Annotated in this window: 20 protein-coding genes and 1 tRNA gene; 15 read left to right on the top strand and 6 right to left on the bottom strand. The window is 62.6% G+C overall.

Going from position 1 to position 23,526, the window contains the following annotated elements; translation table 11 throughout:
* Positions 1-239: 239 nt before the first annotated feature.
* The 6 genes from NP945_RS05420 to NP945_RS05395 all read left to right on the top strand — a co-directional run bounded on the left by NP945_RS05420 (position 240) and on the right by NP945_RS05395 (position 7,933).
* The gene (locus NP945_RS05420; RefSeq protein WP_256745770.1) at positions 240-2,675 is read left to right on the top strand and encodes an ATP-binding protein; all 2,436 of its coding nucleotides are present in this window, start codon (positions 240-242) and stop codon (positions 2,673-2,675) included.
* A gap of 5 nt (positions 2,676-2,680) precedes the next feature.
* Positions 2,681-3,058 (top strand): response regulator, encoded by a 378-nt coding sequence (locus NP945_RS05415; protein WP_256745769.1) that lies wholly within the window; start codon positions 2,681-2,683, stop codon positions 3,056-3,058.
* 276 nt (positions 3,059-3,334) lie between these two features.
* Entirely contained in the window at positions 3,335-3,727 is a 393-nt protein-coding gene (locus tag NP945_RS05410) for a response regulator transcription factor (protein WP_127270163.1), read from the top strand.
* Positions 3,727-5,469, top strand: coding sequence for a YaiO family outer membrane beta-barrel protein (locus NP945_RS05405; RefSeq protein WP_256745768.1), 1,743 nt, complete (start codon positions 3,727-3,729; stop codon positions 5,467-5,469). Before NP945_RS05410 ends, NP945_RS05405 begins: the two co-directional genes overlap by 1 nt.
* A 2-nt stretch (positions 5,470-5,471) precedes the next feature.
* Positions 5,472-6,509 carry a HEAT repeat domain-containing protein gene (locus NP945_RS05400; protein ID WP_256745767.1) on the top strand — a complete coding sequence of 346 codons (1,038 nt, stop codon included), beginning with the start codon at positions 5,472-5,474 and terminating at the stop codon, positions 6,507-6,509.
* Positions 6,509-7,933, top strand: a complete 1,425-nt coding sequence (locus NP945_RS05395; protein WP_256745766.1) for a glycosyltransferase family 2 protein — start codon at positions 6,509-6,511, stop codon at positions 7,931-7,933. The genes NP945_RS05400 and NP945_RS05395 overlap by 1 nt, the downstream gene beginning before the upstream one ends.
* A gap of 16 nt (positions 7,934-7,949) precedes the next feature.
* Here the strand turns inward: NP945_RS05395 and NP945_RS05390 are convergent, their stop codons facing one another.
* The 3 genes from NP945_RS05390 to NP945_RS05380 form a co-directional block, all read right to left on the bottom strand.
* Positions 7,950-8,372: an Hpt domain-containing protein gene (locus tag NP945_RS05390; protein WP_256745765.1), complete on the bottom strand. Its 423-nt coding sequence runs from the start codon at positions 8,370-8,372 to the stop codon at positions 7,950-7,952.
* Between the two features lie 47 nt (positions 8,373-8,419).
* A tRNA-Gln gene (locus tag NP945_RS05385) sits at positions 8,420-8,494 on the bottom strand.
* Positions 8,495-8,622: 128 nt separating this feature from the next.
* A complete protein-coding gene (locus tag NP945_RS05380; RefSeq protein WP_127290804.1) occupies positions 8,623-8,967 on the bottom strand; it encodes a VOC family protein in 345 nt (114 codons plus the stop codon).
* Positions 8,968-9,188: 221 nt separating this feature from the next.
* On the opposite strand from NP945_RS05380, the gene ppdK reads away from it, so the two are divergent.
* The 3 genes from ppdK to NP945_RS05365 all read left to right on the top strand — a co-directional run bounded on the left by ppdK (position 9,189) and on the right by NP945_RS05365 (position 13,998).
* Complete coding sequence (ppdK, locus tag NP945_RS05375; protein ID WP_127270462.1) at positions 9,189-11,867, top strand: pyruvate, phosphate dikinase; 2,679 nt, start codon at positions 9,189-9,191, stop codon at positions 11,865-11,867.
* Between the two features lie 118 nt (positions 11,868-11,985).
* A complete protein-coding gene (locus tag NP945_RS05370) occupies positions 11,986-13,089 on the top strand; it encodes a glycosyltransferase family 9 protein (protein ID WP_256745764.1) in 1,104 nt (367 codons plus the stop codon).
* A 168-nt stretch (positions 13,090-13,257) separates the two neighbouring features.
* A complete protein-coding gene (locus NP945_RS05365) occupies positions 13,258-13,998 on the top strand; it encodes a polysaccharide deacetylase family protein (RefSeq protein WP_127327117.1) in 741 nt (246 codons plus the stop codon).
* Positions 13,999-14,037: 39 nt separating this feature from the next.
* Here NP945_RS05365 and NP945_RS05360 read toward each other — a convergent pair whose 3' ends face one another.
* Together NP945_RS05360 and NP945_RS05355 are read right to left on the bottom strand one after the other, a co-directional pair.
* Entirely contained in the window at positions 14,038-14,427 is a 390-nt protein-coding gene (locus tag NP945_RS05360) for a DUF427 domain-containing protein (RefSeq protein ID WP_127270456.1), read from the bottom strand.
* 140 nt (positions 14,428-14,567) lie between these two features.
* Positions 14,568-14,924: a hypothetical protein gene (locus tag NP945_RS05355; protein ID WP_027035902.1), complete on the bottom strand. Its 357-nt coding sequence runs from the start codon at positions 14,922-14,924 to the stop codon at positions 14,568-14,570.
* Positions 14,925-15,107: 183 nt separating this feature from the next.
* Between NP945_RS05355 and NP945_RS05350 the strand changes: the two genes are divergently transcribed.
* Together NP945_RS05350 and NP945_RS05345 are read left to right on the top strand one after the other, a co-directional pair.
* Positions 15,108-16,736, top strand: coding sequence for a fatty-acid--CoA ligase (locus NP945_RS05350; protein ID WP_256745763.1), 1,629 nt, complete (start codon positions 15,108-15,110; stop codon positions 16,734-16,736).
* An 80-nt stretch (positions 16,737-16,816) separates the two neighbouring features.
* A complete protein-coding gene (locus NP945_RS05345) occupies positions 16,817-17,602 on the top strand; it encodes a DUF1499 domain-containing protein (protein WP_027035904.1) in 786 nt (261 codons plus the stop codon).
* A gap of 32 nt (positions 17,603-17,634) precedes the next feature.
* Here NP945_RS05345 and NP945_RS05340 read toward each other — a convergent pair whose 3' ends face one another.
* Positions 17,635-18,543: an MBL fold metallo-hydrolase gene (locus NP945_RS05340; protein WP_256745762.1), complete on the bottom strand. Its 909-nt coding sequence runs from the start codon at positions 18,541-18,543 to the stop codon at positions 17,635-17,637.
* Positions 18,544-18,660: 117 nt separating this feature from the next.
* Here NP945_RS05340 and NP945_RS05335 point away from each other — a divergent pair, with 117 nt between their 5' ends.
* The 4 genes from NP945_RS05335 (at position 18,661) to NP945_RS05320 (ending at position 23,235) form a co-directional block, all read left to right on the top strand.
* The gene (locus NP945_RS05335) at positions 18,661-19,251 is read left to right on the top strand and encodes a biotin transporter BioY (RefSeq protein ID WP_256745761.1); all 591 of its coding nucleotides are present in this window, start codon (positions 18,661-18,663) and stop codon (positions 19,249-19,251) included.
* Positions 19,252-19,615: 364 nt separating this feature from the next.
* Positions 19,616-20,806 (top strand): sugar transferase, encoded by a 1,191-nt coding sequence (locus tag NP945_RS05330; RefSeq protein WP_256745760.1) that lies wholly within the window; start codon positions 19,616-19,618, stop codon positions 20,804-20,806.
* Between the two features lie 129 nt (positions 20,807-20,935).
* Positions 20,936-22,210, top strand: coding sequence for a nucleotide sugar dehydrogenase (locus NP945_RS05325; RefSeq protein WP_256745759.1), 1,275 nt, complete (start codon positions 20,936-20,938; stop codon positions 22,208-22,210).
* The gene (locus NP945_RS05320) at positions 22,210-23,235 is read left to right on the top strand and encodes an NAD-dependent epimerase (RefSeq protein ID WP_256745758.1); all 1,026 of its coding nucleotides are present in this window, start codon (positions 22,210-22,212) and stop codon (positions 23,233-23,235) included. Before NP945_RS05325 ends, NP945_RS05320 begins: the two co-directional genes overlap by 1 nt.
* Positions 23,236-23,526 lie beyond the last annotated feature (291 nt).

Raw genomic sequence — 23,526 nt, 5'->3', positions numbered from 1 at the left:
AGGAGATGTTCAAGGCGACACTTTACAGATCATGTGCAAGACCCGAATTTGCCGCGATGCCTCTTGCTCATCTGCGCTTACGACACCGTCGAATCATGAGCTGATCGGCTTCATGGAAGATCGCAAAGGTACTCTCGGGTCCCATGTGCCCAAAAGGGAATAGAACGGCATGGCCGGGCAGCTTCTTTAGACCTCGGATAGGTTTTGTCGGTATTTATCGGAAAAAAGGAGCCGAAGTCATGACCGACATCTGGCACTCACTCCTCGCCAACCTTGCCCTGGTCTCCATCCTCGTGGTCGCCTGGGACCTTGTGGCGGATTTCACCGGGCGTCTCTCGCGGCGGATGCAGTCGCTGCTTCTCGGCGTGGTCATGTGCGTGGGCGCGATCATTTCCATGGCGACGGCCCTGTCCGTCTCCGGCTTCGTCGTCGATCTGCGCGCCGCCTTCATTGCTGCTGCCGCGTTCTTTGGCGGATGGCCGGCAATGCTCATCGCCACGTTCGGCTCCATTGTTTATCGCATCCATCTCGGCGGACAGGGTGCGGGTGCTGGTGTCATGGGTATCCTCATCACCGCAATCGTCGGCATTGCGTGGCACCACATCGTCGCGGCCCGATCGCGCACCATGTACGACATATTCGGTCTTGGCGTAACGGTCGCTCTCGCCGGGCTGATCACGCTCCTGGTCATCCCGGCGCAAGCCGTCACGGGCCTTGTGCAGCAGAGCACGTTCCCGTCCCTCGTGTTCCGCTTTCTCAGCACAATCATCATCGGCGTCCTGCTCGACCGGCAGCAGCGCAGGCGGGAGCTCTTGATGTCCAACATGACCTACCGGGCCATGGTTCGCGAACTGCCGGATTGCCTGAACATAAAAGATGTCGACGGCCGCTTCATCGCCGCCAACCCCGCCACCGCCGAAATGGTTCGCGCTGCTTCGGTCGACGATCTGATCGGCAAGACGGATTTCGATTTCTACCCCAGGGAGGTGGCCGAACGCTTCCGGCAGGATGAGATGGGCGCGCTGGAGGCCGGGCAGACGTTGCGGATCGACCAGCCCGCGCTTTTCCCGGATGGCCGGCAAGGTTGGCTCTACACGCTCAAGGCCCCTTTCCGCGACGAGGCCGGGAAGATCGTCGGCGTCATCACCTACAATCGCGACATCACCGAGCAGAAGCGCACCGCGCAGCTCAAGAATGATTTCATTTCCACGGTCAGCCACGAATTGCGCACCCCGCTGACCTCCATCCGCGGCTCGCTTGGGCTGATTGCGGCCGGTGTGGCCGGCGAACTGCCGCCCAAGGCCGCCAATCTCGTCAACATCGCGCACACCAATAGCGAAAGGCTGGTTCTTCTCATCAACGACATTCTGGATATGGAGAAGATCGAATCGGGCGTGATCACCTTCAAGATCAAGCAGATGCCTGTCCGTCAGGTCCTGGAGCAGGCCATTGCCGCCAGCTCCAACTACATGGCTGACAGCCGGATCAGGATCGTTCTGATCGACGATGCGCCGCGCGCCGAGGCCAACATCGATCCGGATCGCCTCCATCAGGTGATGGCGAACCTCCTGTCGAATGCGATCAAGTTCTCGCATGCCGACGGTACTGTCACAGTGAAATTCCAGCGTCATGACCACGACATGCTGCGGATTTCCGTGATGGACCAGGGCGCTGGCATCCCGGAGGCTTTCCGCAGCCGTATATTCGGAAAGTTCGAGCAGGCCGACGCCTCCAGCACCCGTAAGATAGGCGGCACCGGCCTAGGCTTGAGCATCGTCAAGGCCATTACCGAAAAACTGGGCGGAGCCGTTTCCTTCGAAACCGAGGAAGGCAAGGGAACCTCGTTCCACGTGGACCTTGCAGAAGTACGCAGGCACCACCCAAGGCCGTATCCGCCACCGCACCTGACGCGGAAGCCCGATGGGCGCCTACGGGTTCTGATCTGTGAAGACGAGACCGACGTCGCCGCAGTGATTGCGGCACTCTTGGATGCGGAAGGCTTTTCCAGCGACGTCGCACCCGATATCGCCACCGCAAAGGCGCTTCTGCGGTCCCGCGAATACGTGGCCTTGACCCTCGACATCAAGCTGGCGGGGGAATCCGGCATCAAACTCTTCCACGACATTAGGGCATCGCCGGTGAATTCCGACATTTCGGTCATCGTCATCTCCGCCGTTGCCGATGAGGCCAGGCGCTCGCTCAACGGCAGCGCCGTCGGTATCGTCGACTGGCTGGAGAAGCCGGTGGATTCAAAGCGGCTTCACGCCGCCCTTGCCAAGATCCTTGCTGGCAGGACCGAGCAGAGGCCGAAGATTCTCCATGTCGAGGACGATGAGGGCGTGCTTGCGGTGATGTCGGAGGGGCTGGGTTCGGGTGTCTCGATTACTTCGGCGAAGACGCTCAAGGACGCCCGGGAGGCGATCGCGCAGCATCTCTTCGACCTGGTTATCCTGGATATTGCACTCCCCGATGGCTCGGGGTTGGACCTGCTGGTCGATCTGCCGCTCGAGACCGGGGTCATCGTGTTTTCGGCGGCGGAGCTCGACCAGAAACTCGGTGATCGGGTTCAGGCCATCATGACCAAGACCAGGGCGTCGGAAATCGATGTGGCAAAGCTGGTCAGGAGCATGTTGGTTTCGCCCCGCACTCAACCTGCCGCGCACGCCGAGGAGTGACGCTCATGCCCGCAAGGATTCTCTATGTGGATGACGAGGACGATATCCGCGAAATCGCCCAGATGTCGCTGGAGCTCGAGCCGGAATTCGAGGTGCGGTCCTGCCCGTCCGGCATGCAGGCGCTGACTGATGCCGCCGAATGGCGGCCCGACCTCATTCTGCTCGACGTAATGATGCCGGACATGGATGGGCCGGAGACGCTGAGGCGCTTGGCCCAGTCTGGGCCGACGGCTTGGATACCCGTGGTGTTCATCACCGCGCGCACCCAGACGCATGAAGTCGAACGCTATCTGGCGATGGGGGCGGTAGGGGTGATCGCCAAACCATTCGACCCGCTTGCGCTTGCCGGTGAAGTCAAAAGATTGCTTCTATCGCGCGCCTGATCCGACGTTTGGCGTGGGCACCGAGCGCAGTCTGGCTGCAGACTGTGCGACGCCGTTCACGGCTCCTATACCATGTCGCCTTATTCATCTACTGATTGTGCCGAGGTGCAGGCGTAGCGAATCAGGTTGTCTATAATCGCGCAGCATCGGCGGAGCTCGGCGAGAGATTGAGAAGAATGTCTCTGTCTGCATGAACCGCGTTGGCGGATGTCGGTTCATGGATCAATCACTCCGGGGGGCAAGCGGCAAAACGAGGCGCGAACCGGAGCAAGGCTGATGAACGGAGCGAAGGCAAGAGTTCTGATTTGCGATGACGATCCCCTCTTGCTCGAACTGATGGAATTCAGGCTCAGGGCAAAGGGATACGAGGTCATCAAGGCCATAGACGGGGCGGAAGCGCTCTTGAAGGCGGAGCATGAGGCGCCGGACATCATCGTGCTCGATGCGATGATGCCCAAGGCCGACGGCCTGGAGGTTCTTGCCCGGATCAAGAGCGACCCGGCTTTGTCGGAAATCCCGGTTGTCATGCTGACCGCCCGCAAGGGCGAAAGGGACATCGTCTCGGCCCTTGAGAAGGGGGCCGACGACTACCTTGTGAAACCCTTCATTCCCGAGGAGCTCCTGGCCCGGCTTGCGCGCCTGCTGGCGCGCAAGAGCGGGAAACGCTGATGTGGCGCGGCCGGCGCGCCGTCATTGCGGCATGCGTTTTCCTGGCGGTTGAAACGGCGCCTGCCGCCGCGCTGGCCCAGGCGGTCGACGAACTGTACGCCTCCGGCGTCAAGGCCAGGCAAGCCCAGCATTTCGACGAATCGGCGAAGCTGCTGCGGCGTGCGCTGGCGCTCAAGCCCGACAATGCCGATGCCCTGGTGCAACTTGGCTTCGCCGAGCTTGGCCGCAACAATCTGCCGGCGGCGCGTGAAGCCTTTTCCAGGGCGCTTGCGCTTGCGCCGACCTATCTGGATGCCAGCTTCGGCATCGCTCAGGTCGAGTTCCGCTCCGGCAATCTGGACGCCGCTCTGCAACTGGCAGAAGAGGTGTCGCGTGCCGAGCGGGGCAATGCCGACGCGGCGACGCTTGTCGCCAACATCCGCAAGGCCCAGCAGGCCGACAGCAGCAAGCAGAAGCCTGCGACCGCGAGGAAGAAGCTGCGCCCGCCGCGGCCGGATCCTGTCGCCGGCCTGATGGAGAAGGGCCAGAGATTGCGGGCGGCGGGACAATTGCCCGAGGCGGAGAACGCCTATCGCCGCGCGCTCGGGCTGGCGCCTAAAAACACCGACATCCTGGTCGCCATGGGTCTCGTGGCGGGCTCCCAACAGAAATTCGACGAGGCCGGGCATTTCTTCGACCAGGCGCTGGCCATCAAGCCCGGCCTTCTCGACGCCCGCCTCGGCAAGGTCCGGCTGGCGATCTGGCAGGGCGACGTGCCGCGCGCCCGCGCGATGATCGATGATGTGCTTGGCACCGCGCCAGGCAACGCCGAGGCGATCGCCCTCGACGCACGGATTTCTTTGCTCGAGCGGGATTACACGCGGGCCGAGCAGTCGTTTCAGCGGGTGCTGGCGATTGATCCGCGCAATGCCGAAGCGCTGGTGGGAATCGGCGATGTGCGCCGCGCCCGTGGCGACGACGACGCCGCGCGCGATGCCTACCGGCAGGCGCTTGCCCTCGAACCCGGCTCGCGCGACATCGAGCAGAGACTAGCTGCGTCACCGCCGCGCAAATGGCGGCTCGATATCGGTAGCGAAGTGAGCGACCTCACCGATGGACTTGGTGATTGGACAGACAGTTCGACCGGCCTTGCCTATCGGCCCACCCCGCAGACGACCATTTCGGGCCGCACCCGGATGGCGACTCGCTACGGCCGCACCGATGTTCAGATCGACGGCCGCATCGACCAGGCCTTTTCTCCCACGGTTTCGGCCTATGTGCTGGCAGCGGCGACGCCGGATGCCGACTTCCTGGCACGATATTCGGTCGGGGCCGGCGCTTCGTGGCGGATCATGGCGCCCGCGAAAGCGCTCGGTCCGTTCTCGCTCAACATCGATGCTCGCTATGACAATTTCGCCACCGCCGAGGTCACCACAATCTCGCCTTGGGTGCAGGTCTATGTCCTGGACGGCCGGCTGGGGCTTTCGGCACGTTGGGTCCACGCAGCCGACGACATCGGCACGCGCGCCGATGGTTATGTCCTGCGAGCCGATGTTGCAGTTGTCCCGAGCGTCAATGTGTTTGGTGGTTATGGGGATGCACCCGAGATCTCCGACGGCACGCTGGTGCCGACGCGTACCATCTTTGCCGGCATCTCCTGGGACGTCACCGATCCGCTGACGCTGCGCGGCAGCCTCGCCCATGAGCAGCGCCCGACATTCGACCGAACCACATTCGGGCTCGGCCTAACCGCGCGGTTCTGATCATGTTGTACATCTGGCACCTATCCATCCTGCTCAGTGCCCTTTCCCTGGCGATCATGCTTCTGCTGATCGTGCGTCGGGTATTGCAGGAGCGCCGGGGGACGGCGGGCGCCGATCAGCGGCGCCTTCTTCTGACGGCGCTGATCGCCTTCACCGAAAATCGGGATCGCGAGGCATTGAAGACGGCGCTGCTTGCGGTACCGGCGAGGGTGGCGATCGATGCCGGCTTCGAGTTTATTTCGCTGTTGCGCGGCGAGGAGCACGACGAGCTCCTTTCAGCCTTCAATGAATGTGGCCTGCCGACCCTTGTCGGCACCCAGCTTGAAAAAGGCAACGGCGCCGAACGCATCCACGCGGCCGAGATGCTGGCGGCGCTGCGTTCGGAAAACGCGGTGGCAAGCCTGCTTTCGGCGCTCGACCGCGACGGATCACGTGAGGTCAGGATCGCCGTCGCGATCGCGCTGTGCGATCTCGGCGCCTTGCCGCCGCTGGTCGTAACGCTGCGCAAGATCGGCGTGGCGGGGCAGCGCTCGCGACGCCTGATCGAGCTTTTCAGGCGCTTTCCGCCAAAGCGGTTCGACGAGCTCAGGGATTACGCCGGACGTCAGGACGCGGTGCCTTTCATCAGGGCGGCCGCAATCGATGCGCTTGCCCGCAACGGCGGGTTCCGGTTTGGTGAGTTCTTTGCCCGCGCGGCCGGCGATCCGTCGCCGGAGGTTACCGCAGCCGCATTGCGGGCACTCGGCCTGACCGGACATGCCAATGCGCCGGCCATCCTGATCAAGGCGATGGAAAATGGCGGCTGGGATGTACGCGCCGACGCTGCCGACGCGGCGGGCCGCCTCGGCCTGTCTGAACTCGCCGCGCCCCTCGCGCAGCTTATGGACGACGAGGCATGGACTGTGCGCTACGCCGCTGCCAACGCGCTCCGCTCGTTCGGCCAGAAGGGAGAGCAGGTGCTGCGCGAGATCGCCGCCAGCGACGTCTCGCGCAGGCAGCGCACGGCCTCGCTGATCCTCGCCGAGGGGCCAGCCACCTGATGTTCGACTGGAGCCAAGAGATCGTTCTGGGGGCCTCCATCCTGTCCTGGTTCATCATCGGGGCGGGGCTGGCGCAGACGGCGATCTACCTGCTGCAGCTCATCATCGCCGCCTACGCCCTGTCCAAGCGCCCGCCGGTCGCGCGTTCGGCTCTGCTGTGGCACCGCTATGGCGACGTAGCGCCGCCGATCGCGCTGCTGGTGCCCGCCTACAATGAGGAAGTGAACGTGGTCGAGAGCGTGCACTCGATGCTGGCGCTCGAATATCCGAATTTCGAAGTCATCGTCATCAACGACGGCTCGAAGGATCAGACTCTGCAGCGCCTTATCGAAGGCTTCAAGCTGGTGAAATTCCACCGGCCTTATGAGGAGGCCCTGACGCACAAGCCGATCCGCGGCCTCTATTCCTCGCCGATGACCGAACGGCTGTTCGTGGTCGACAAGGAAAATGGCGGCAAGGCCGATGCCCAGAATGCCGGCATCAATGTCTGCCGCGCGCCGCTCTTTTGTGTGATCGACGGCGACTCCATCCTCGAGCCCGATGCACTGATGCGCGCGGCCCAGCCCTTCATCGACGATCCCGAGCGCACCATCGCCGTCGGCGGCACGATCCGCATCGCCAACGGATCGAGGATCGAAGCGGGCAGGGTGCGCGAGATCCGCCTACCCAGCCGGTTGCTGGCACTGTTCCAAGTGGTCGAATATCTGCGGGCCTTCCTTATGGCACGGCTGGCCTGGAGCCGCATCAACACGTTGATGCTGGTGTCCGGCGCCTTCGGCGTGTTCCGCCGCGCCGAAGTGGTGGCGGTTGGCGGCTTCACCAAGGGATCGATGGGCGAGGACATGGACCTTGTGATCAAGCTGCATCGCCACATGATGGACACCAAACGCAAATACCGCATCCAGTTCATTCCGGAGCCGGTGTGCTGGACAGAAGCACCCGAGTCACTGCGCGTTCTGGCCAGGCAACGCACGCGCTGGCAGCGCGGTGCGCTCGAGTGCTTCTTCCGCTACCGCTCCATGCTCTTCAACCCCCGCTATGGGCGGGTCGGCTTCCTCGGATTTGGTCACATACTGATTGTCGATGTGCTTGGGCCCATATCGGAGGTGCTGGGCTATGTGCTGATCCCGGCCTTTTGGCTACTCGGCATCCTCTCGACCGAATATCTCTTGGCATTCACGTCGCTGGTTTTCACCTACGGCGTTTGCGTGAGCGTGTGTTCGCTGGTTCTCGAAGAAGCCGAGCTTCAGCGTTTTCCGCGCGCGCGGGACCTTGCCGTACTCACGGCCGTGGCGGTGATCGAGAATTTCGGCTACCGCCAGCTCAACAATTTCTGGCGCGTGAAGGGCTGGTGGCAGTATCTGCGCGCCGACCATAGCTGGGGCGAGATGACCAGGACCGGCCTGACTGGACCGAAGAAGTGAGCCTCTTCGGCTGACGTCACTTCAGCGTCCGCTCGATCTCCGCAATAAGCGCATCGAGCGCAATATGTGCGACATCCGACCGCTCGATCAGCAACGTCTCAAGCTCGGACGCTCGCACGCTGATATCCGGAAAGCCGAACGTTCCGGCCCCACCCGCCAGCGAGTGAGCGATCCCGATCAGCGTATCGCCGGAACTGCTGCCGGGCACAGCCCTCCTCTCACGGGCGGCCTTCAACTCCACGAGCCGATCCGCACACCGGGCAAGGAAACGTTGCTGCAAGGAAGCGAAGGGATCGTTTGAGATAGGCCGATGCTCCGTTGCGGGACGTCGAGGGTCATTCAAGCAGAAAGCGGCGCGGGTTGGAATGGACTGCTTGGTCGAGCACGCCCCCCTGTCGGAGGAGAACGGCACCAGGCTGGTCTGCAACGACACTGGCATGCCTGGGCTGTGGACAAGCGCGCTGCCATCACCAGAAAAAAAGTGATTGGCTGGGGCGCCAGGATTCGAACCTGGGAATGTCGGTACCAAAAACCGATGCCTTACCACTTGGCGACGCCCCAATTGCCGTCAGAGTCGCTTGTGCGGCGCGTTATTAGCAGAGCAGCCAAAAAGCACAATCCTTATGAGTGACGGTTGGAACGCTCGAATTGGGCAGGCAACGCAGCGCTGGCAAATGATATGCAGCGGGCTATTCGGACCACACCGCCATCTCGTTTCCGGCTGGATCGACGAAGTGGAAGCGCCGGCCGCCGGGGAACGGGAAGATCGGTTTGACGATCGTGCCGCCGGCGCTTTCGACAGCGTCGAGGGTTTGCTCCAGATCCCTGCTGTAGAGCACGGGCAGCGGCTTTGATGGCGCTTCCGCGGCATCTGCCTGGAAGCCTCCGTCCAGGCCTTCGGCAAAGGCCGAATAGGTCGGCCCATAATCGGTGAACGACCAGGCAAAGGCGGTACTGTAGAAAGCCTTCAGCCGGTCCAGCGTTCCACCGGTCGCGGGCATTTCCAGATAGTCGAGTTTTCCGGGCAGTTTCATGGCGCACCTGTTTGTTCACTGTATGTTCTACTCCAGAATTCCTGACTTGGCAAGTCTTTTTGCCGCATGCTGGGGCACGGCTTTGCTTAATCGATTGTAGTGGCCGGGCGGCTTTGCCGATGTCTTGCCTTTCGCACTGCAGCATCATATCGCTCCAAGGACGGACCGGCGGAACTTTCCGTTTCGCCAATCTTTCCAGTCTCCTGCAACCGGAGCGATGCATGACCAAATGGGTTTTCACCTTTGGCGATGGTGCGGCGGAAGGCCGTGCCAGCGACAGGAATCTCCTGGGTGGCAAGGGCGCCAACCTGGCCGAGATGTGCAGCCTGGGGCTGCCGGTGCCGCCGGGCTTCACCATCACCACGGAGGTCTGCAACGCCTACTACGCCAACGGCCGTATTTATCCGGCCGGGTTGGAAGCCGATGTCGCGGTCGCGCTCGATCACATCGGCCGGCTGACCGGCCGTCGGTTCGGCGACCCGTCGAAACTGCTGCTGGTGTCGGTGCGTTCGGGCGCTCGCGCCTCGATGCCCGGCATGATGGACACCGTGCTCAATCTCGGCCTGAACGACGAGACGGTCGAGGCGCTGGCCGCCGATTCCGGCGACGCGCGCTTTGCCTATGACAGCTACCGCCGCTTCATCCAGATGTATTCCGACGTCGTCATGGGCCTCGACCATGAGGTGTTCGAGGAAATCCTGGAGGATCAGAAAGGCGGGCTCGGGCACGAGCTCGACACCGAACTCACGGCGCTCGAATGGCAAGGCGTCATCGCGCTCTACAAGGCCAAGGTCGAGGAAGAGCTCGGCAGGCCCTTTCCGCAGGATCCGCATGAGCAGCTCTGGGGCGCGATATCAGCCGTGTTCTCGAGCTGGATGAACAACCGCGCCATCACCTATCGCCGGCTGCACGACATTCCCGAAAGCTGGGGCACGGCGGTCAACGTCCAGGCCATGGTGTTCGGCAATATGGGCGAAACCTCGGCCACCGGCGTTGCCTTCACGCGCAACCCTTCGACCGGCGAAAAGATGCTTTATGGCGAGTTCCTGGTGAACGCGCAGGGCGAGGACGTCGTCGCCGGCATCCGCACGCCGCAGAACATCACCGAAGCGGCACGTATCGCAGCTGGCTCGGACAGGCCGTCGCTGCAGAAGCTGATGCCTGACGCGTTCCAGTCCTTTGTCACCATCTCCGACAGTCTGGAGAAGCACTACCGCGACATGCAGGATCTCGAATTCACCATCGAGCGCGGCAAATTGTGGATGCTGCAGACCCGCTCCGGCAAGCGCACCGCCAAGGCGGCGCTGAAAATCGCCGTCGAGATGGCGCAGGACAGGCTGATCACCAAAGAGGAAGCCGTCGCCCGTATCGACCCGGCCTCGCTCGACCAGTTGCTGCATCCGACCATCGACCCCAAGGCCGCGCGCGATGTCATCGGCATCGGACTGCCGGCGTCGCCCGGTGCCGCTACCGGCGAGATCGTCTTTTCCTCCGGCGACGCCGAGGAATTGAAGACGCAAGGGCGCAAGGCGATCCTGGTGCGCATCGAAACCAGTCCCGAAGACATCCACGGCATGCATGCGGCGGAAGGCATCCTGACCACGCGTGGCGGCATGACCAGCCACGCCGCGGTGGTGGCACGCGGCATGGGCAAGCCTTGCGTCTCGGGGGCCGGCTCGCTGCGTGTCGACTACAAGGCCGGCACGCTGATGGCGATGGGCTCGACCTTCCGCAAGGGCGACATCGTCACCATCGATGGCGGCAATGGCCAGGTGCTGAAGGGCGCCGTGCCGATGCTGCAGCCCGAACTTTCCGGCGATTTCGCCGCCATCATGGAGTGGGCGGACGCGGTCCGCCGCATGAAAGTGCGCACCAATGCCGAAACGCCGCTCGACGCGCGCATGGCGCGCTCCTTCGGCGCCGAAGGCATCGGCCTTTGTCGCACCGAGCACATGTTCTTCGATGGAGACCGCATCGTTGCCATGCGCGAGATGATCCTGGCAGACACCGAAAAGGACCGGCGCGCTGCACTTGCCAAGCTTCTGCCCATGCAGCGCTCGGACTTCCTGGAACTGTTCGAGATCATGGCCGGCCTGCCGGTGACGATCCGCCTGCTCGATCCGCCGTTGCACGAATTCCTGCCGAAGACCGAGGAGGAGGTGGCCGAGGTCGCCGCCGCCATGAAGGTGTCGCCGGACAAGCTCAGGCAGCGCACCGAGGCGCTGCACGAGTTCAATCCGATGCTCGGCCATCGCGGCTGCCGCCTGGCTGTCTCCTATCCCGAGATCGCCGAGATGCAGGCGCGCGCCATTTTCGAGGCGGCGGTGGAGGCCGGCAGGAAGGCCGGCGCCCTGGTGGTCCCCGAGATCATGGTGCCGCTCGTCGGCCTGGTGAAGGAACTCGATTACGTCAAGGCGCGCATCGATGCGGTTGCCAAGAGCGTCATGGAGGAAACCGGCGTCAAGATCGATTACCTCACGGGAACCATGATCGAGCTCCCCCGCGCCGCGATCCGTGCCCATGTCATTGCAGAGTCGGCCGAATTCTTCTCCTTCGGCACCAACGACCTGACCCAGACGACCTTCGGCATCTCGCGCGACGATGCGGCCTCGTTCCTGGAAACCTACCGCCAGAAGGGCATTATCGATCAGGACCCGTTCGTCTCGCTCGACATCGACGGCGTCGGCGAACTGGTGCGCATGGCCGCGCAAAAGGGCAGGGCGACGCGGCCAGACATCAAGCTCGGCATCTGCGGCGAACATGGCGGCGATCCGGCCTCGATCCGCTTTTGCGAAGAGGTCGGCCTCGACTACGTGTCCTGTTCGCCCTATCGCGTACCGATCGCCAGGCTGGCGGCCGCGCAGGCTGCGGTGCTGGTTGCGAAGGCAGGCCGCCGATAGGATCCATCCAGCTTACCGTTTTGTAAGGCAATTCACGCGAACGTGCTGGCGGCGTCGCGCAATCTCGACATTGTTCCTGCCCAATTTGCGGCTATCCGCAAATTGCTCCCGGAAACAGATGCTGCAGATTTCTCCCGCGCCGTTCCACTCGATCCTGGTCGTCCAAACCAAGTTCATAGGCGATCTCGTCCTCGCCTCGGCGCTCGCCAAGAACCTGCGGCTCGCATTCCCCGGCGCCAGCATCGTCTTTCTGTGCGAGGCTCGCTTCGAGAGCTTCGTGATCGCCCATGATATAGCTTCCGAGGTGGTCACATTCAGGCGCGACCGCATGCGCGGCACGTCCTTGGAGCGCGGGAAAGAGCTTTACGCCATGGTGCGGGCGTTGCGCCGCTTCCGTTTCGACCTGACCATCGACCTGACCGACTCGAAGACGTCGCGCATCGTCACCGGGCTCGTCAACGCCAAGACCCGTGTCGGTTACAGTCCTTCCGAAAGACCCTTGCGTATGTTGGAGCGGCAACCCGCCAACGTTTTTGCCAAGCCCTACGGCTTTGATGGCCAGCATTTCCTGTACCGCTACCTCTCGCCGCTCGAAGCGCTCGGCATCGAACTTCGCACGGTGATTCCAAACCTTGAGCCGCTGCCAATGGAGACGGCGAAAGCATTGGCGCTGCTGGGTAAGCACCATCTGCGGCCAAACGCCTTCATCGCCGTGCATGCGGGGGCAAGCTTCGAGGGGCGACGTTGGCAGCCGGAGCGGTTTGCAGCAGTGATCGTCGAGATCGCCGGCGAGACTGGTCTGGACGTCGTCCTGGTGGGTGGCCCGGACGAGCGCGAGATCGCCGAACGCATCGTCGCCAGGACCGCGCCGTCGGTCGTCAGTCTCGTCGGTGACCTGTCGCTTGAAAGCCTGCTGGCGGTGCTGAAACAGGCCCGGCTGTTTCTCGGCAATGAGAGCGGCCCGATGCACATGGCCGCGGCCACTGGGACCCCGGTTGTCGGGCTGTTCGGTCTGACGGAGCCGTCGCGCTGGGGTCCCGTCGGCGTGCCGAGCATCTCGCTCCAGCCGCCGATGCCTTGCGCCTGCATGGCCGAGGACCTTTGCCGCGCGCCGGATCCCAGCAAGGCATGCTGCGTCTGGGGCCTCGAGGTCAAGCCTGTGGTCGATGCGGTGCGCGAGGTTCTTTCGCGCACCGAAATGAAACTGGAACACGCCATCTGAGATCATGCGCCGCATGCACGACCGATCTCGACGCGGTGGAATGACCTGTCGCCCACAGGAACGGTCACATTGTCGCGGAGCGCTTTTCTGCTATGCGCCATCCCGATTTCCGCCTTCATGCGGGTCGTTGGGATGCCTGCTTGAAATGACGGGTCCGGAATCGGTTTGATGCGCCTGCTGCAAAAAAATCTCTGCATGATCGCCCTGTCGTGGGCGATGGCATCCGCCAGCCATGCCGCGCCCCTCGTCGAGCCGACGCTGCACATCAAGTCGCAGGCGAGCGGAGCCGGCCGTGTGGCGCTTACGCTCGACGCGTGCGGTGGGCAGACCGACAACCGGATCCTTTCGGCGCTGGTGGACAACAAGATCCCCGCCACCATTTTCGTGACCGGCATCTGGCTGAAGCGAAACGCCGCCGCCGTCGAGATCATGCGGGCGCATCCCGATCTGTTCGAGCTGGAAAACCATGGCGGCCACCACATCCCGGCGGTCGACACGCCGCGGAAAATCTACGGCATCCGCAGCGCCGGCAGCCCGGATGCGGTGCTGGCCGAGGTCGAATCGGGAGCTGCCGCTCTTACCGGGACCGGCGAGCCGGCGCCGAAATGGTTTCGTGGCGCAACCGCGGAATACAGCCCGTCGGCAATCGCCATGATCCGCAAGCTTGGCTTCAAGGTCGCGGGGTTCTCGATAAATGGCGACGGCGGCTCTTTGCTTGGCGCCAAGGAGACCGCCCGGCGCATCGCGGCGGCCAAGGATGGCGACGTCATCATCTCGCACATCAACCAGCCGACCCATGCGGCCGGCGAAGGCGTGGTGCAGGGGCTGCTGGCGCTCAAGGCCAAGGGCTTGACCTTTGTGCGGCTCGACGATGCCGAGGGCATCGGCAATAACGGTACGACGGAGTGAGTGGCCAGCCGAGCATATCTCGATGCCTTCGGCGTTGGCTCAGTCCGGTTTGGCTTCGATCGTGACCTTGCTGGCGTAGAATGCGCCGTGGTTGCGGATTTCAGCCATCTCGTCGAAAGGCCGCTCGTAGGCCCACATGGCGTTCTGGCCGGTCTCGCCGGCAGGCAGCACGCTCCAATAGCTTGCATCGCCCTTGTAGGGGCAATGGGTCGAGTGGTCGGTGCGGCCGAGCTTGCCGAAATCGATGTCGGCGAACGGAATGTAGAAGGCCGCCGGATAGGGGGCCTCGGTCAGCACCTTGGCCTTCGTTGTTGAAGCGATGACCACGTCTCCGACACGCACGGTAACGGTGCCGGCATAGGGCTCGACAGTGATGATTTTGTCCGGGTTGCGTTGGAAACCGGGTGCGGGGTTGGCGATCTGATCCATGCGGGGGGCTCTCCTTGCGTCGACTTTAAGTGTGTCGCGCAAGCGCATTGCGCAAGCCGCTATCGCCATCCAACACGCAAAACTTGCCTAGCCGACGCCGATAAATCGCCCCTTGGAATCCTCGGGATTGTCGTCAGCGGTCAGGCAGCGGCCTTGAACACGTCCATGAGACCGGCATAGGCGGCAGCGATCCCGGCGACCGGGTTGCTGCTTCTCAAGACAGTCTCGACCTTCAGGGAACCGCCGCCGGTCGGCAAGGTGAGCAGCAGGAACTGGCGGTTTCCGCCATCGCCAACTGACGCGGCTGCGACGTGCTGGTCCTCGCCCTGATTCTGGACGCACATCTTGAACAGCAGCGTGCCGCCGACCGCTTCCAGCGCGCCGCCGACAACTTCAACAAATTCGTCTTCGGAAACAGTCTTTGTGTCCGGCACCACATCGGCCAGACTTTCGGCAAGCGTACTCTCGAGAGCCTTGTCGTCGAGCTGCGCGTCCATGCGAACCTCTTTCAGTCGCCAATCGCACCCCTTTGCCCGTTAACGAAACTTAACGCCGACGATGGCCGGATTGTGGCGGTTTTCCACCAATGCGGCGCTGGGTGGTGCTGACGGCTGGACAATCCGCCGGTTCGCTCCACAATAGCCCGAAAAGCACAACGCAAAAGCGTGAGGGAGGACCGAATGCTGGGACTGATGCAGGAATGGCCACTGCTTTGCCATAAGCTCATCGACAATGCCGAGCGGCAGCATGGCGTGCGCGAGATCGTGACGCGCTCGATCGAGGGGCCGATCGTGCGCACCACTTACGCCGACATCCATCGCCGTGCCCTGAAGGTCGCCCAGCGGCTCGAGCGCGACGGCTATGGGCTGGGCGACCGCATCGCCACGCTGGCCTGGAACACCGCACGCCATATCGAGGCCTGGTACGGCATCATGGGCATCGGCGCCATCTACCACACGCTCAATCCGCGGCTGTTTCCCGAGCAGATCGTCTGGATCATGAACCATGCCGAGGACAAGGCAGTCTTCGTCGACCTGACCTTCGTGCCGCTGCTCGAGAAAATCGCCGGCGCCGTAAAATCGCTGAAACAGGTGATCGTGCTGACCGACAGGGCGCATATGCCGCCGACGACATTGCCCAACGCGGTCGCCTATGAAGATTGGCTTGACGAAGCGGATGGCGACTTCGCCTGGAAGACCTTCGACGAAAGCACCGCCGCCGGCATGTGTTACACGTCCGGGACCACGGGCGATCCCAAGGGCGTCGTCTACAGCCATCGTTCGAACGTGCTGCACGCCATGATCGCTGCCATGCCCGACGCCATGGGGCTGTCGTCGCGCGATACGATCCTGCCTGTCGTGCCGATGTTTCACGCCAATGCCTGGGGCCTTGGCCAGAGCGGGCCGATGATCGGTGCCAAGCTGGTCATGCCCGGCTGCAAGATGGATGGCGCGTCGATCTATGAGCTGCTCGACACCGAGAAGGTGACCTTCAGCGCCGCCGTGCCGACCGTCTGGATGATGCTGCTGCAGCATCTGGAGGAGACCGGCAAGAAGCTTCCCTATCTCAACAAGGTCGTCATCGGCGGCTCGTCGTGCCCGCGCGCGATCATGACCAAGTTTCAGCAGAACTACGATGTCCAGGTTATCCACGCCTGGGGCATGACCGAAATGTCGCCGCTCGGCACGCTGTGTACCCTGAAGCCGGACCATGCCGGTCTTGAGGGCGAAGCCCGGCTCGACGTCCAGCAGAAACAGGGCTACCCGCCCTTCGGCGTCGAAATGAAGGTGACCGACGACGACAACAACGAGCAGCCCTGGGACGGCAAGACTTTTGGCCGCCTGAAAGTGCGTGGGCCGGCCGTTGCCCGTGCCTATTATGGCGACGCCGGCGTGGAGCAGTTCGATGAGGATGGCTGGTTCGACACTGGCGACGTCGCCCACATCGACGCCGGCGGCTACATGCAGATCACCGATCGCGCCAAGGACGTCATCAAATCCGGCGGCGAATGGATTTCGACCATCGACCTCGAGAACCTGGCTGTCGGCCATCCCGATGTCGCCGAGGCGGCAGCCATCGGCGTTCAGCATTCGAAATGGGGCGAACGGCCGCTGCTGGTCGTCGTCCGCAAACCGGGCAAGGAACCGACCAAGGCTGACATTCTCGGGTTCATGGACGGCAAGGTGGCCAAATGGTGGATGCCGGACGATGTCGCTTTCGTCGGCGAAATTCCGCACACCGCAACCGGCAAGATCCAGAAGATCACCTTGCGCCAGCAATTCAAGGACTATCGCCTGCCGACCGATTGACGCGATGGTGCATGTTTCGGCTTCATGCCATCGCAAAAAGGCACTAAGTCTCCGTTCGGGTTGGGGCAGCACGGAAAACGATGGTTAGCATTCCTGAACGGCAAACGTCGAAGGCGGCCGGCTGGTCGCGGCGCACGGCCGCTTTTTCGTTGGTGCTGCTGCTGACGGTCTTTGTGGGCCATCGCTTCGATCTCGTCGAAACACCTGTCTTTCTGTGGGTGCTCGGCATTGTCGCGCTGCTGGCGGCGATGGCGCTGTTGTTTGCCGGGTTTGCCTTTTCGCGGCTGTGGAATTTCGGCGACCGCGGCGGCCGCGACCTGACGGTCGGCGCGCTGCTGGCACTGCTGGTGCTCGCACCCTACGGCGTCGCCGCCTACTGGGCGACGATCTATCCGCCGCTCAGGGATATCTCGACGGATTTCGACGAACCACCGGCGCTCGACGTGAGCGACCGCACGAAGGATATGAACGTGCTTGCGCCGTCGACGCCTGGCGAACAGCGGCTGCAGGCCGATAGCTATCCGCTGGTCAGCGCACGCAGCTACGACCTGCCGTTCGAGACTGTCGTCAATGCCGTCGAAACCGTACTCGACCGGCGCGACTGGGAGCTGTCGGAGCCCTATCCCGATCTCGCCGGGCAAAGCGAGGTGACCATCACCGCCGTCGCCAAGGGCTTCGTGATCGGCCTTCCCGCCGATGTGGCGATCCGCGTGACGGACGATGGCGACACGGTCATCGTCGATATGCGGTCGGCATCCCGCTACGGCCGCTACGACCTTGGCGACAATGCCGCGCGCATCACCGAATTCCTGGCGGAGCTCGACCAGGAAGTCGCCGGTCAGGTCGGCGCCGCGCCAGCCGAATAAGGCTTCGGCACTTGGCAGCGGTCCAGGTTGGCCTATCCGGCCGGCGTGAAAATGCCGTCGATGGCCGGTGCGGCATCGGTCACAACCAGACCGCGCGCCGTCAGATCCTCGAGATGGGCAAGCACCGACAATCCGGCGGCGCCATGCAGCCGCGGGTCGGTGTCCCTGTAGATCGCCTTGACCATGTCCACGATCGTCCGGTCCCCCTCTTTGACCCGCTCCAGAATGGCGCGCTCGCGCATCTTGCGATGCGTCTTCAACCCGCGCATGAAAGCGCGCGGTGCTGTCACCGGCCCGCCATGTCCTGGCAACAGCAAGCGGTCCCCGCGTTCGATCAAGCGGTCCAGCGAGGCCATGTAGTCGGCCATCGCCCCGTCCGGCGGGGCGACGATGGAGGTTGCCCAGGCCATGACATGATCGGCCGAAAACAGGATGCCGGTTCCCTGCAGCGCGAACGCCGCATGATTGGCGGTGTGGCCCGGGGTCAGAACCGTCCTGATCGACCAGCCGTCGCCGTCGACCACCTCGCCGTCGGGCAGGGCGACATCAGGGACGAAAGCCGTGTCGGCACTGGCATCGAGCGCATTGGTCTCGCCGATATGCAGGGCTCTTGCCGGCCGGTGCGGCCCTTCTGCCAGCACGAGGGCGCCGGTGCGCTCTTTCAGCCGGGCCGCCAGCGGGGAGTGGTCGCGATGCGTGTGGCTGACGAAGATATGGCTAACCGGCCGGCCTGCGATCACCTCGATCAGGGTCCGCAGATGCGCCTCGTCCTCCGGCCCCGGATCGATCACCGCCAGCGTATCGCGGCCAACGACGTAGCTGTTGGTGCCGTGAAAGGTGAAGGGGCTTGGATTGCGGGCCGTGATGCGCTGGACATCGGGCGCGACGTTCACCCCATGGCCATAGAAGGGGTCGAAGCCGGTGTCGAATTTCAGTGCCATGCATCGGTGCCTTGTTTCGGGAAACGGCAAAACCGATTGCCGCACAACACGCAAGCCAATATAGGAGGATGTGAGGCCGCGAACATCGGAGTGCGGCAATCGGATTGGGGAAATACCATGGCAATTGTAACTACGATGCGTCCGCTTGTTTCTCTGGCTCTGCCGCAAAACGGCGCGGCGCGGCTGGCAACGCAGCTTTTCCTGGCCATCGCCGGAACGCTTGTGCTGACACTGTCGGCCAAGACCAAGGTAATGCTCGGGCCGGTCGACATTTCGATGCAGACGCTGGCCGTGCTGCTGATCGCCGCCGCCTTCGGCATGCGTCTCGGCGTCGCCACCCTGCTGCTCTACATGGCCGAGGGCGCCATGGGCTTCCCCGTCTTCCAGAGCACGCCTGAAAAGGGTCTCGGCATTGCCTACATGCTCGGCTCGACCGGCGGCTATCTCGCCGGCTTCGTGGTCATGGCGGCAATTGTCGGCTGGGCGGCGGATCGCGGCTGGGACCGCCATCCGATCAAGCTTTTCAACGCCATGCTGGTTGGCGAAGTCGTCATGATGGCAATGGGCTTTGCCTGGCTGGCGCTGCTCATCGGTCCGGAAAAGTCGTGGCAGTTCGGCATCGTGCCGTTCATCGTCGGCGACCTGATCAAGGTGGCGCTCGCGGCAAGCCTGGTGCCGGCCGTCTGGACGCTGCTGAAGCGCGGCTGAAGCGCGCGATCGAAGAAACGGCCAGGGGCAATCAAGCCACGGGCCGGAGCGGCGTCACTGACGGATTTCCGGTCTGATGTCCGCCAACCTCGATAGATTGTCGGTTATATCGCCCTAACGCTGCGACATCTTCAGTAATGATCATTAAGCCGCTTTATTAGCCCAGGCTTTTCAATTTCCCGAACTGTTGATCTGAGAAATAGATGCTTGCTGGCGCGGCCGCGCTGTCGTAGCTCTTGGTCTTCGACTGTATCGAATCGCCGGGGGGCGAGACGTCCGATTCGTTGTTGTGAACGATCAGGTCAGATGCACTATCGCGCTGGTCTGTCGCCGATACGGCAGCTTCGGGGAAGGGGGGAAGACGTTGAATGTCGCAGCGTCGACTATTGTCGGAAGCCGGCACTTCCTGTTCAGGATTCGGTTTCAACTGCTTGGCGGACTGACATTCGCGATTTTTGCGCCGGCGATCATCCGGATTGTCTTCAATCCTGAATTCATCTATTCGGCCAATCTTCAGGTAACAGTAGCCGCTGCGGTCATCGCGCACCTTGTGGGCTTCTTGTCTTATCGCCGCATCGGAAATTTCCCGGGCGTGGCCGCGGCAAGTTACATCTTGCCGACATTTGCCCTGTCCTACGGGGCTGTTTTCCTGACCATCTTCTTTTTTCGGTTCGAGTACAGCCGGTTTCAGGCTGCCGCCAGTTTCACGCAGTCCACGCTCTGGTACTTCGGCCTGAGCCTGTTGACGCGGCGTCTCGATCCGTACCGGCTCGTGGTGATTCCCGGCGGAGATGTCGAGCGCCTCAAGACGTTACCGGGTGTGCATTGGTTTTGGATCAAGTCGACCAGTACGATAATCGAAAGAGCCAGCGGCGTGGTCGTTGATCTGCGTGCCGATCTTGGCGCGGAATGGGAACGATACATCGCGGATCGGGCCCTTTCGGGAACGCCCGTATACCACGTCAAGCAGGTCAGAGAGTCGCTGACCGGTCGGGTCGAGATCGAGCACCTGTCGGAAAACACGCTTGGTTCGCTCAATCCGAACCAGGCCTATCTCAAGATCAAGCAGGCGGTCGACTGGGTCTCGGCACTTGTCTTGATCATCGTTCTTTCCCCCGTTCTGGCGTTGATAGCGCTGCTGATCCGGCTGGATTCCGATGGTCCTGCGCTGTTTCGCCAGCAACGCATGGGCTACCGGGGCAAGATCTGCACGGTCTACAAGTTTCGCTCGATGCGCCAGCACTCTGGCGCCGGCAGCGACAAGGAAAGGGCGATCACCAGGCACGACGATGACCGCATCACCAGAGTCGGGCGTTTCCTGCGAAAATCCAGGATCGACGAACTGCCGCAGGTCATCAACATCCTGCGTGGCGAAATGAGTTGGATCGGGCCGCGGCCGGAAGCTGTCGTGCTGTCGCAGTGGTACGAGGCTGAGCTGCCATTCTACCGCTACAGGCATATCGTCAGGCCGGGCATAAGTGGGTGGGCACAAGTAAATCAGGGGCATGTGGCTGCCGTCGATGACGTTATGGAAAAATTGCACTATGATTTCTAATACATAAAGAACTTTTCGCCTTGGCTGGACGTTTTGATAACTCTCAAGACGCTGAAAACGATGCTTACCGGCTTGGGGCGCGATAACCAATGCGAAGCATGGCTCTGGAATAGCAAGCGCAGGAAGCAGATGGATCTCGCCTCCAGGAAAATAGCGATCATCGGGCTTGGCTATGTCGGCCTGCCGCTGGCGGTCGCCTTCGGCGCCGGCAGGGATGTCGTCGGTTTCGACATCGACCAGTCGAGGGTGGACGCGCTGAGGCGTGGCGACGACCATACGCTGGAAGCCAGCAGCGATGAGATCGCTGCTGCGTCGCGGCTGACATTCACCACCGACAAGGCCGATCTGCGCGATTGCGGGATTTTCATCGTCACGGTTCCGACGCCGATCGACAGGGCCAACCGTCCGGATCTGAAACCGCTGATCATGGCATCGACTTTGGTCGGTGAGGTCATCTCGCCAGGCGCGGTGGTGATCTTCGAATCGACGGTCTATCCCGGCTGCACGGAAGAGGTGTGCGCGCCGCTGATCGAGAAACATTCGGGCCTGCGCTACAATGAGGGGTTCTTCCTCGGCTACAGTCCCGAGCGCATCAATCCGGGCGACCGCGAGCATCGGTTGCAAACGATCGTCAAGGTCACCAGCGGCTCGACGCCGGAAGCGGCCGAAGGTATCGATGCGCTCTATGCCTCGATCGTGCCGGCAGGCACACACCGTACCTCGAGCATTGCGGTCGCCGAAGCGGCCAAGGTCATCGAGAACACTCAGCGCGACCTCAATATCGCGCTGATGAACGAGCTGTCGCTTATCTTCGGCAAGCTCGGCATCGACACGTCCGAAGTGCTGGAAGCCGCCGGCACCAAATGGAATTTCCTGCGCTTCACGCCTGGTCTCGTCGGCGGCCACTGCATCGGCGTCGATCCCTACTATCTCACCCACAAGGCCCAGGAGCTCGGCTATCATCCGGAGGTGATTCTTGCCGGCCGCCGTATCAATGACGGCATGGGTCGGCACGCGGCGGATCAGACGGCCCGCCTGATGATGCGCAAGGGAATACCTGTCGTTGGCAGCCGGATTCTGGTGATGGGCGCGGCCTTCAAGGAAAATTGTCCGGACCTGAGGAATTCCAAGGTCGCCGATATCGTTGCCCAACTGAAGGAATACAACGCCGGCATCGACATATGGGACCCCTGGGTCGACGCGCAGGAATGCGCGCGTGCCTTCGGCATAGCCAGCATGAAGGACATTCCCGACATGCGTTATGACGGCGTTATCGTGGCCGTCGGCCACAGGCAGTTCCGCGCGTTGGGCGTCGACGGCCTGATGGCGCTTTGCAAGGCCCCGGGCGTCATCTACGACATCAAGGGTCTGTTCCCCAGGCATGTCACGGATGGGCGTTTCTGATGAAGGTTCTGGTCACCGGCGCGGCCGGCTTCATAGGGTATCACGTAGCGAAGCGGCTGCTGGAGCGCGGTGACGAGGTCGTCGGCATCGACAACGTCAACGACTATTACGATCCGGAGATCAAGGAGGCGAGGCTGCGGCTTCTGGACGAGGCGAGCCGCAAGACCAATGCCGGCTATCATTTCATCCGCGGCAATCTCGCCGACAAGAGCGTGGTCGACGCCTGCTTTGCCGACCATGCATTCGACCGGGTGATCCATCTCGCCGCCCAGGCCGGGGTTCGCTACAGCCTGGAAAACCCGCATGCCTATGTCGAAAGCAACATCATCGCCTACACCAACATGCTGGAGGCCTGCCGCAACAGCGCCGTCGCGCACCTGACCTATGCCAGTACATCCAGTGTCTACGGTGCCAACACCGACATGCCGTTTTCCGAGCATCGTCCGGCCGACCATCCGCTGCAGTTCTACGCCGCGACCAAGCGCGCCAACGAGCTGATGGCGCACAGCTACAGCCATCTGTTCCGATTGCCGACGACCGGTCTTCGCTTCTTCACGGTGTATGGTCCCTGGGGGCGCCCGGACATGGCGCTGTTCCTGTTCACCAAAAACATCCTTGCCGGTGAGCCGATCAAGCTGTTCAACAACGGCAACCACACGCGCGACTTCACCTATGTCGATGACATCGCCGAAGGCGTGATCCGCGCCAGCGACAGCCCGGCCACGGGCAATGCCGCCTGGGACTCCAGCCGTCCGGATCCGGCCACAAGCAGCGCCCCCTGGCGCATCTTCAACATCGGCAACAACAACCCGGTGAAGCTGACTGCCTATGTCGAGGCGCTGGAAAACGCGCTGGGCCGCAAAGCCATCGTCGAACTCTTGCCGCTGCAGCCCGGCGACGTGCCCGATACCTTCGCCGACACCTCGGCACTGGAGCAGGCGGTCGGCTACCGCCCGACGACGACAGTGACCGAGGGCATCGGGCGGTTCGTCGAGTGGTACAAGGCGTATTTCGGGCGGGGATAAGGCTCGGTATTCCCGGACGCCTCATCGTTCCGTTATTCCGGCGATCCGCAATTCCCGCCAAGCCAAGGTGGGCTGACGTGGCGACGCATGTCACGCGTTGGACTTTCAGAGCGACAAGGTGACGGATGCGAAGCCCCACGGCTTCTGTCAGTTGGGCAAAAGCTTCGACGTAAGGCCGAGCCGCCCTCTCAGGCTGGTAGATTGCCGCCGCCCCATTTTCGAACGGACGGGCTCTCGCCCACCCCATATCTTTCAAAGCAATTAGATGCCAACTTTTTTGCCCGGTTATGG

It is taken from the genome of Mesorhizobium sp. LMG17149 (assembly GCF_024518695.1).
Taxonomy (GTDB): domain Bacteria; phylum Pseudomonadota; class Alphaproteobacteria; order Rhizobiales; family Rhizobiaceae; genus Mesorhizobium.
The sequence above is the reverse complement of the archived record's forward strand: the minus strand, read 5'-3'. Positions and strand labels throughout refer to the sequence as shown.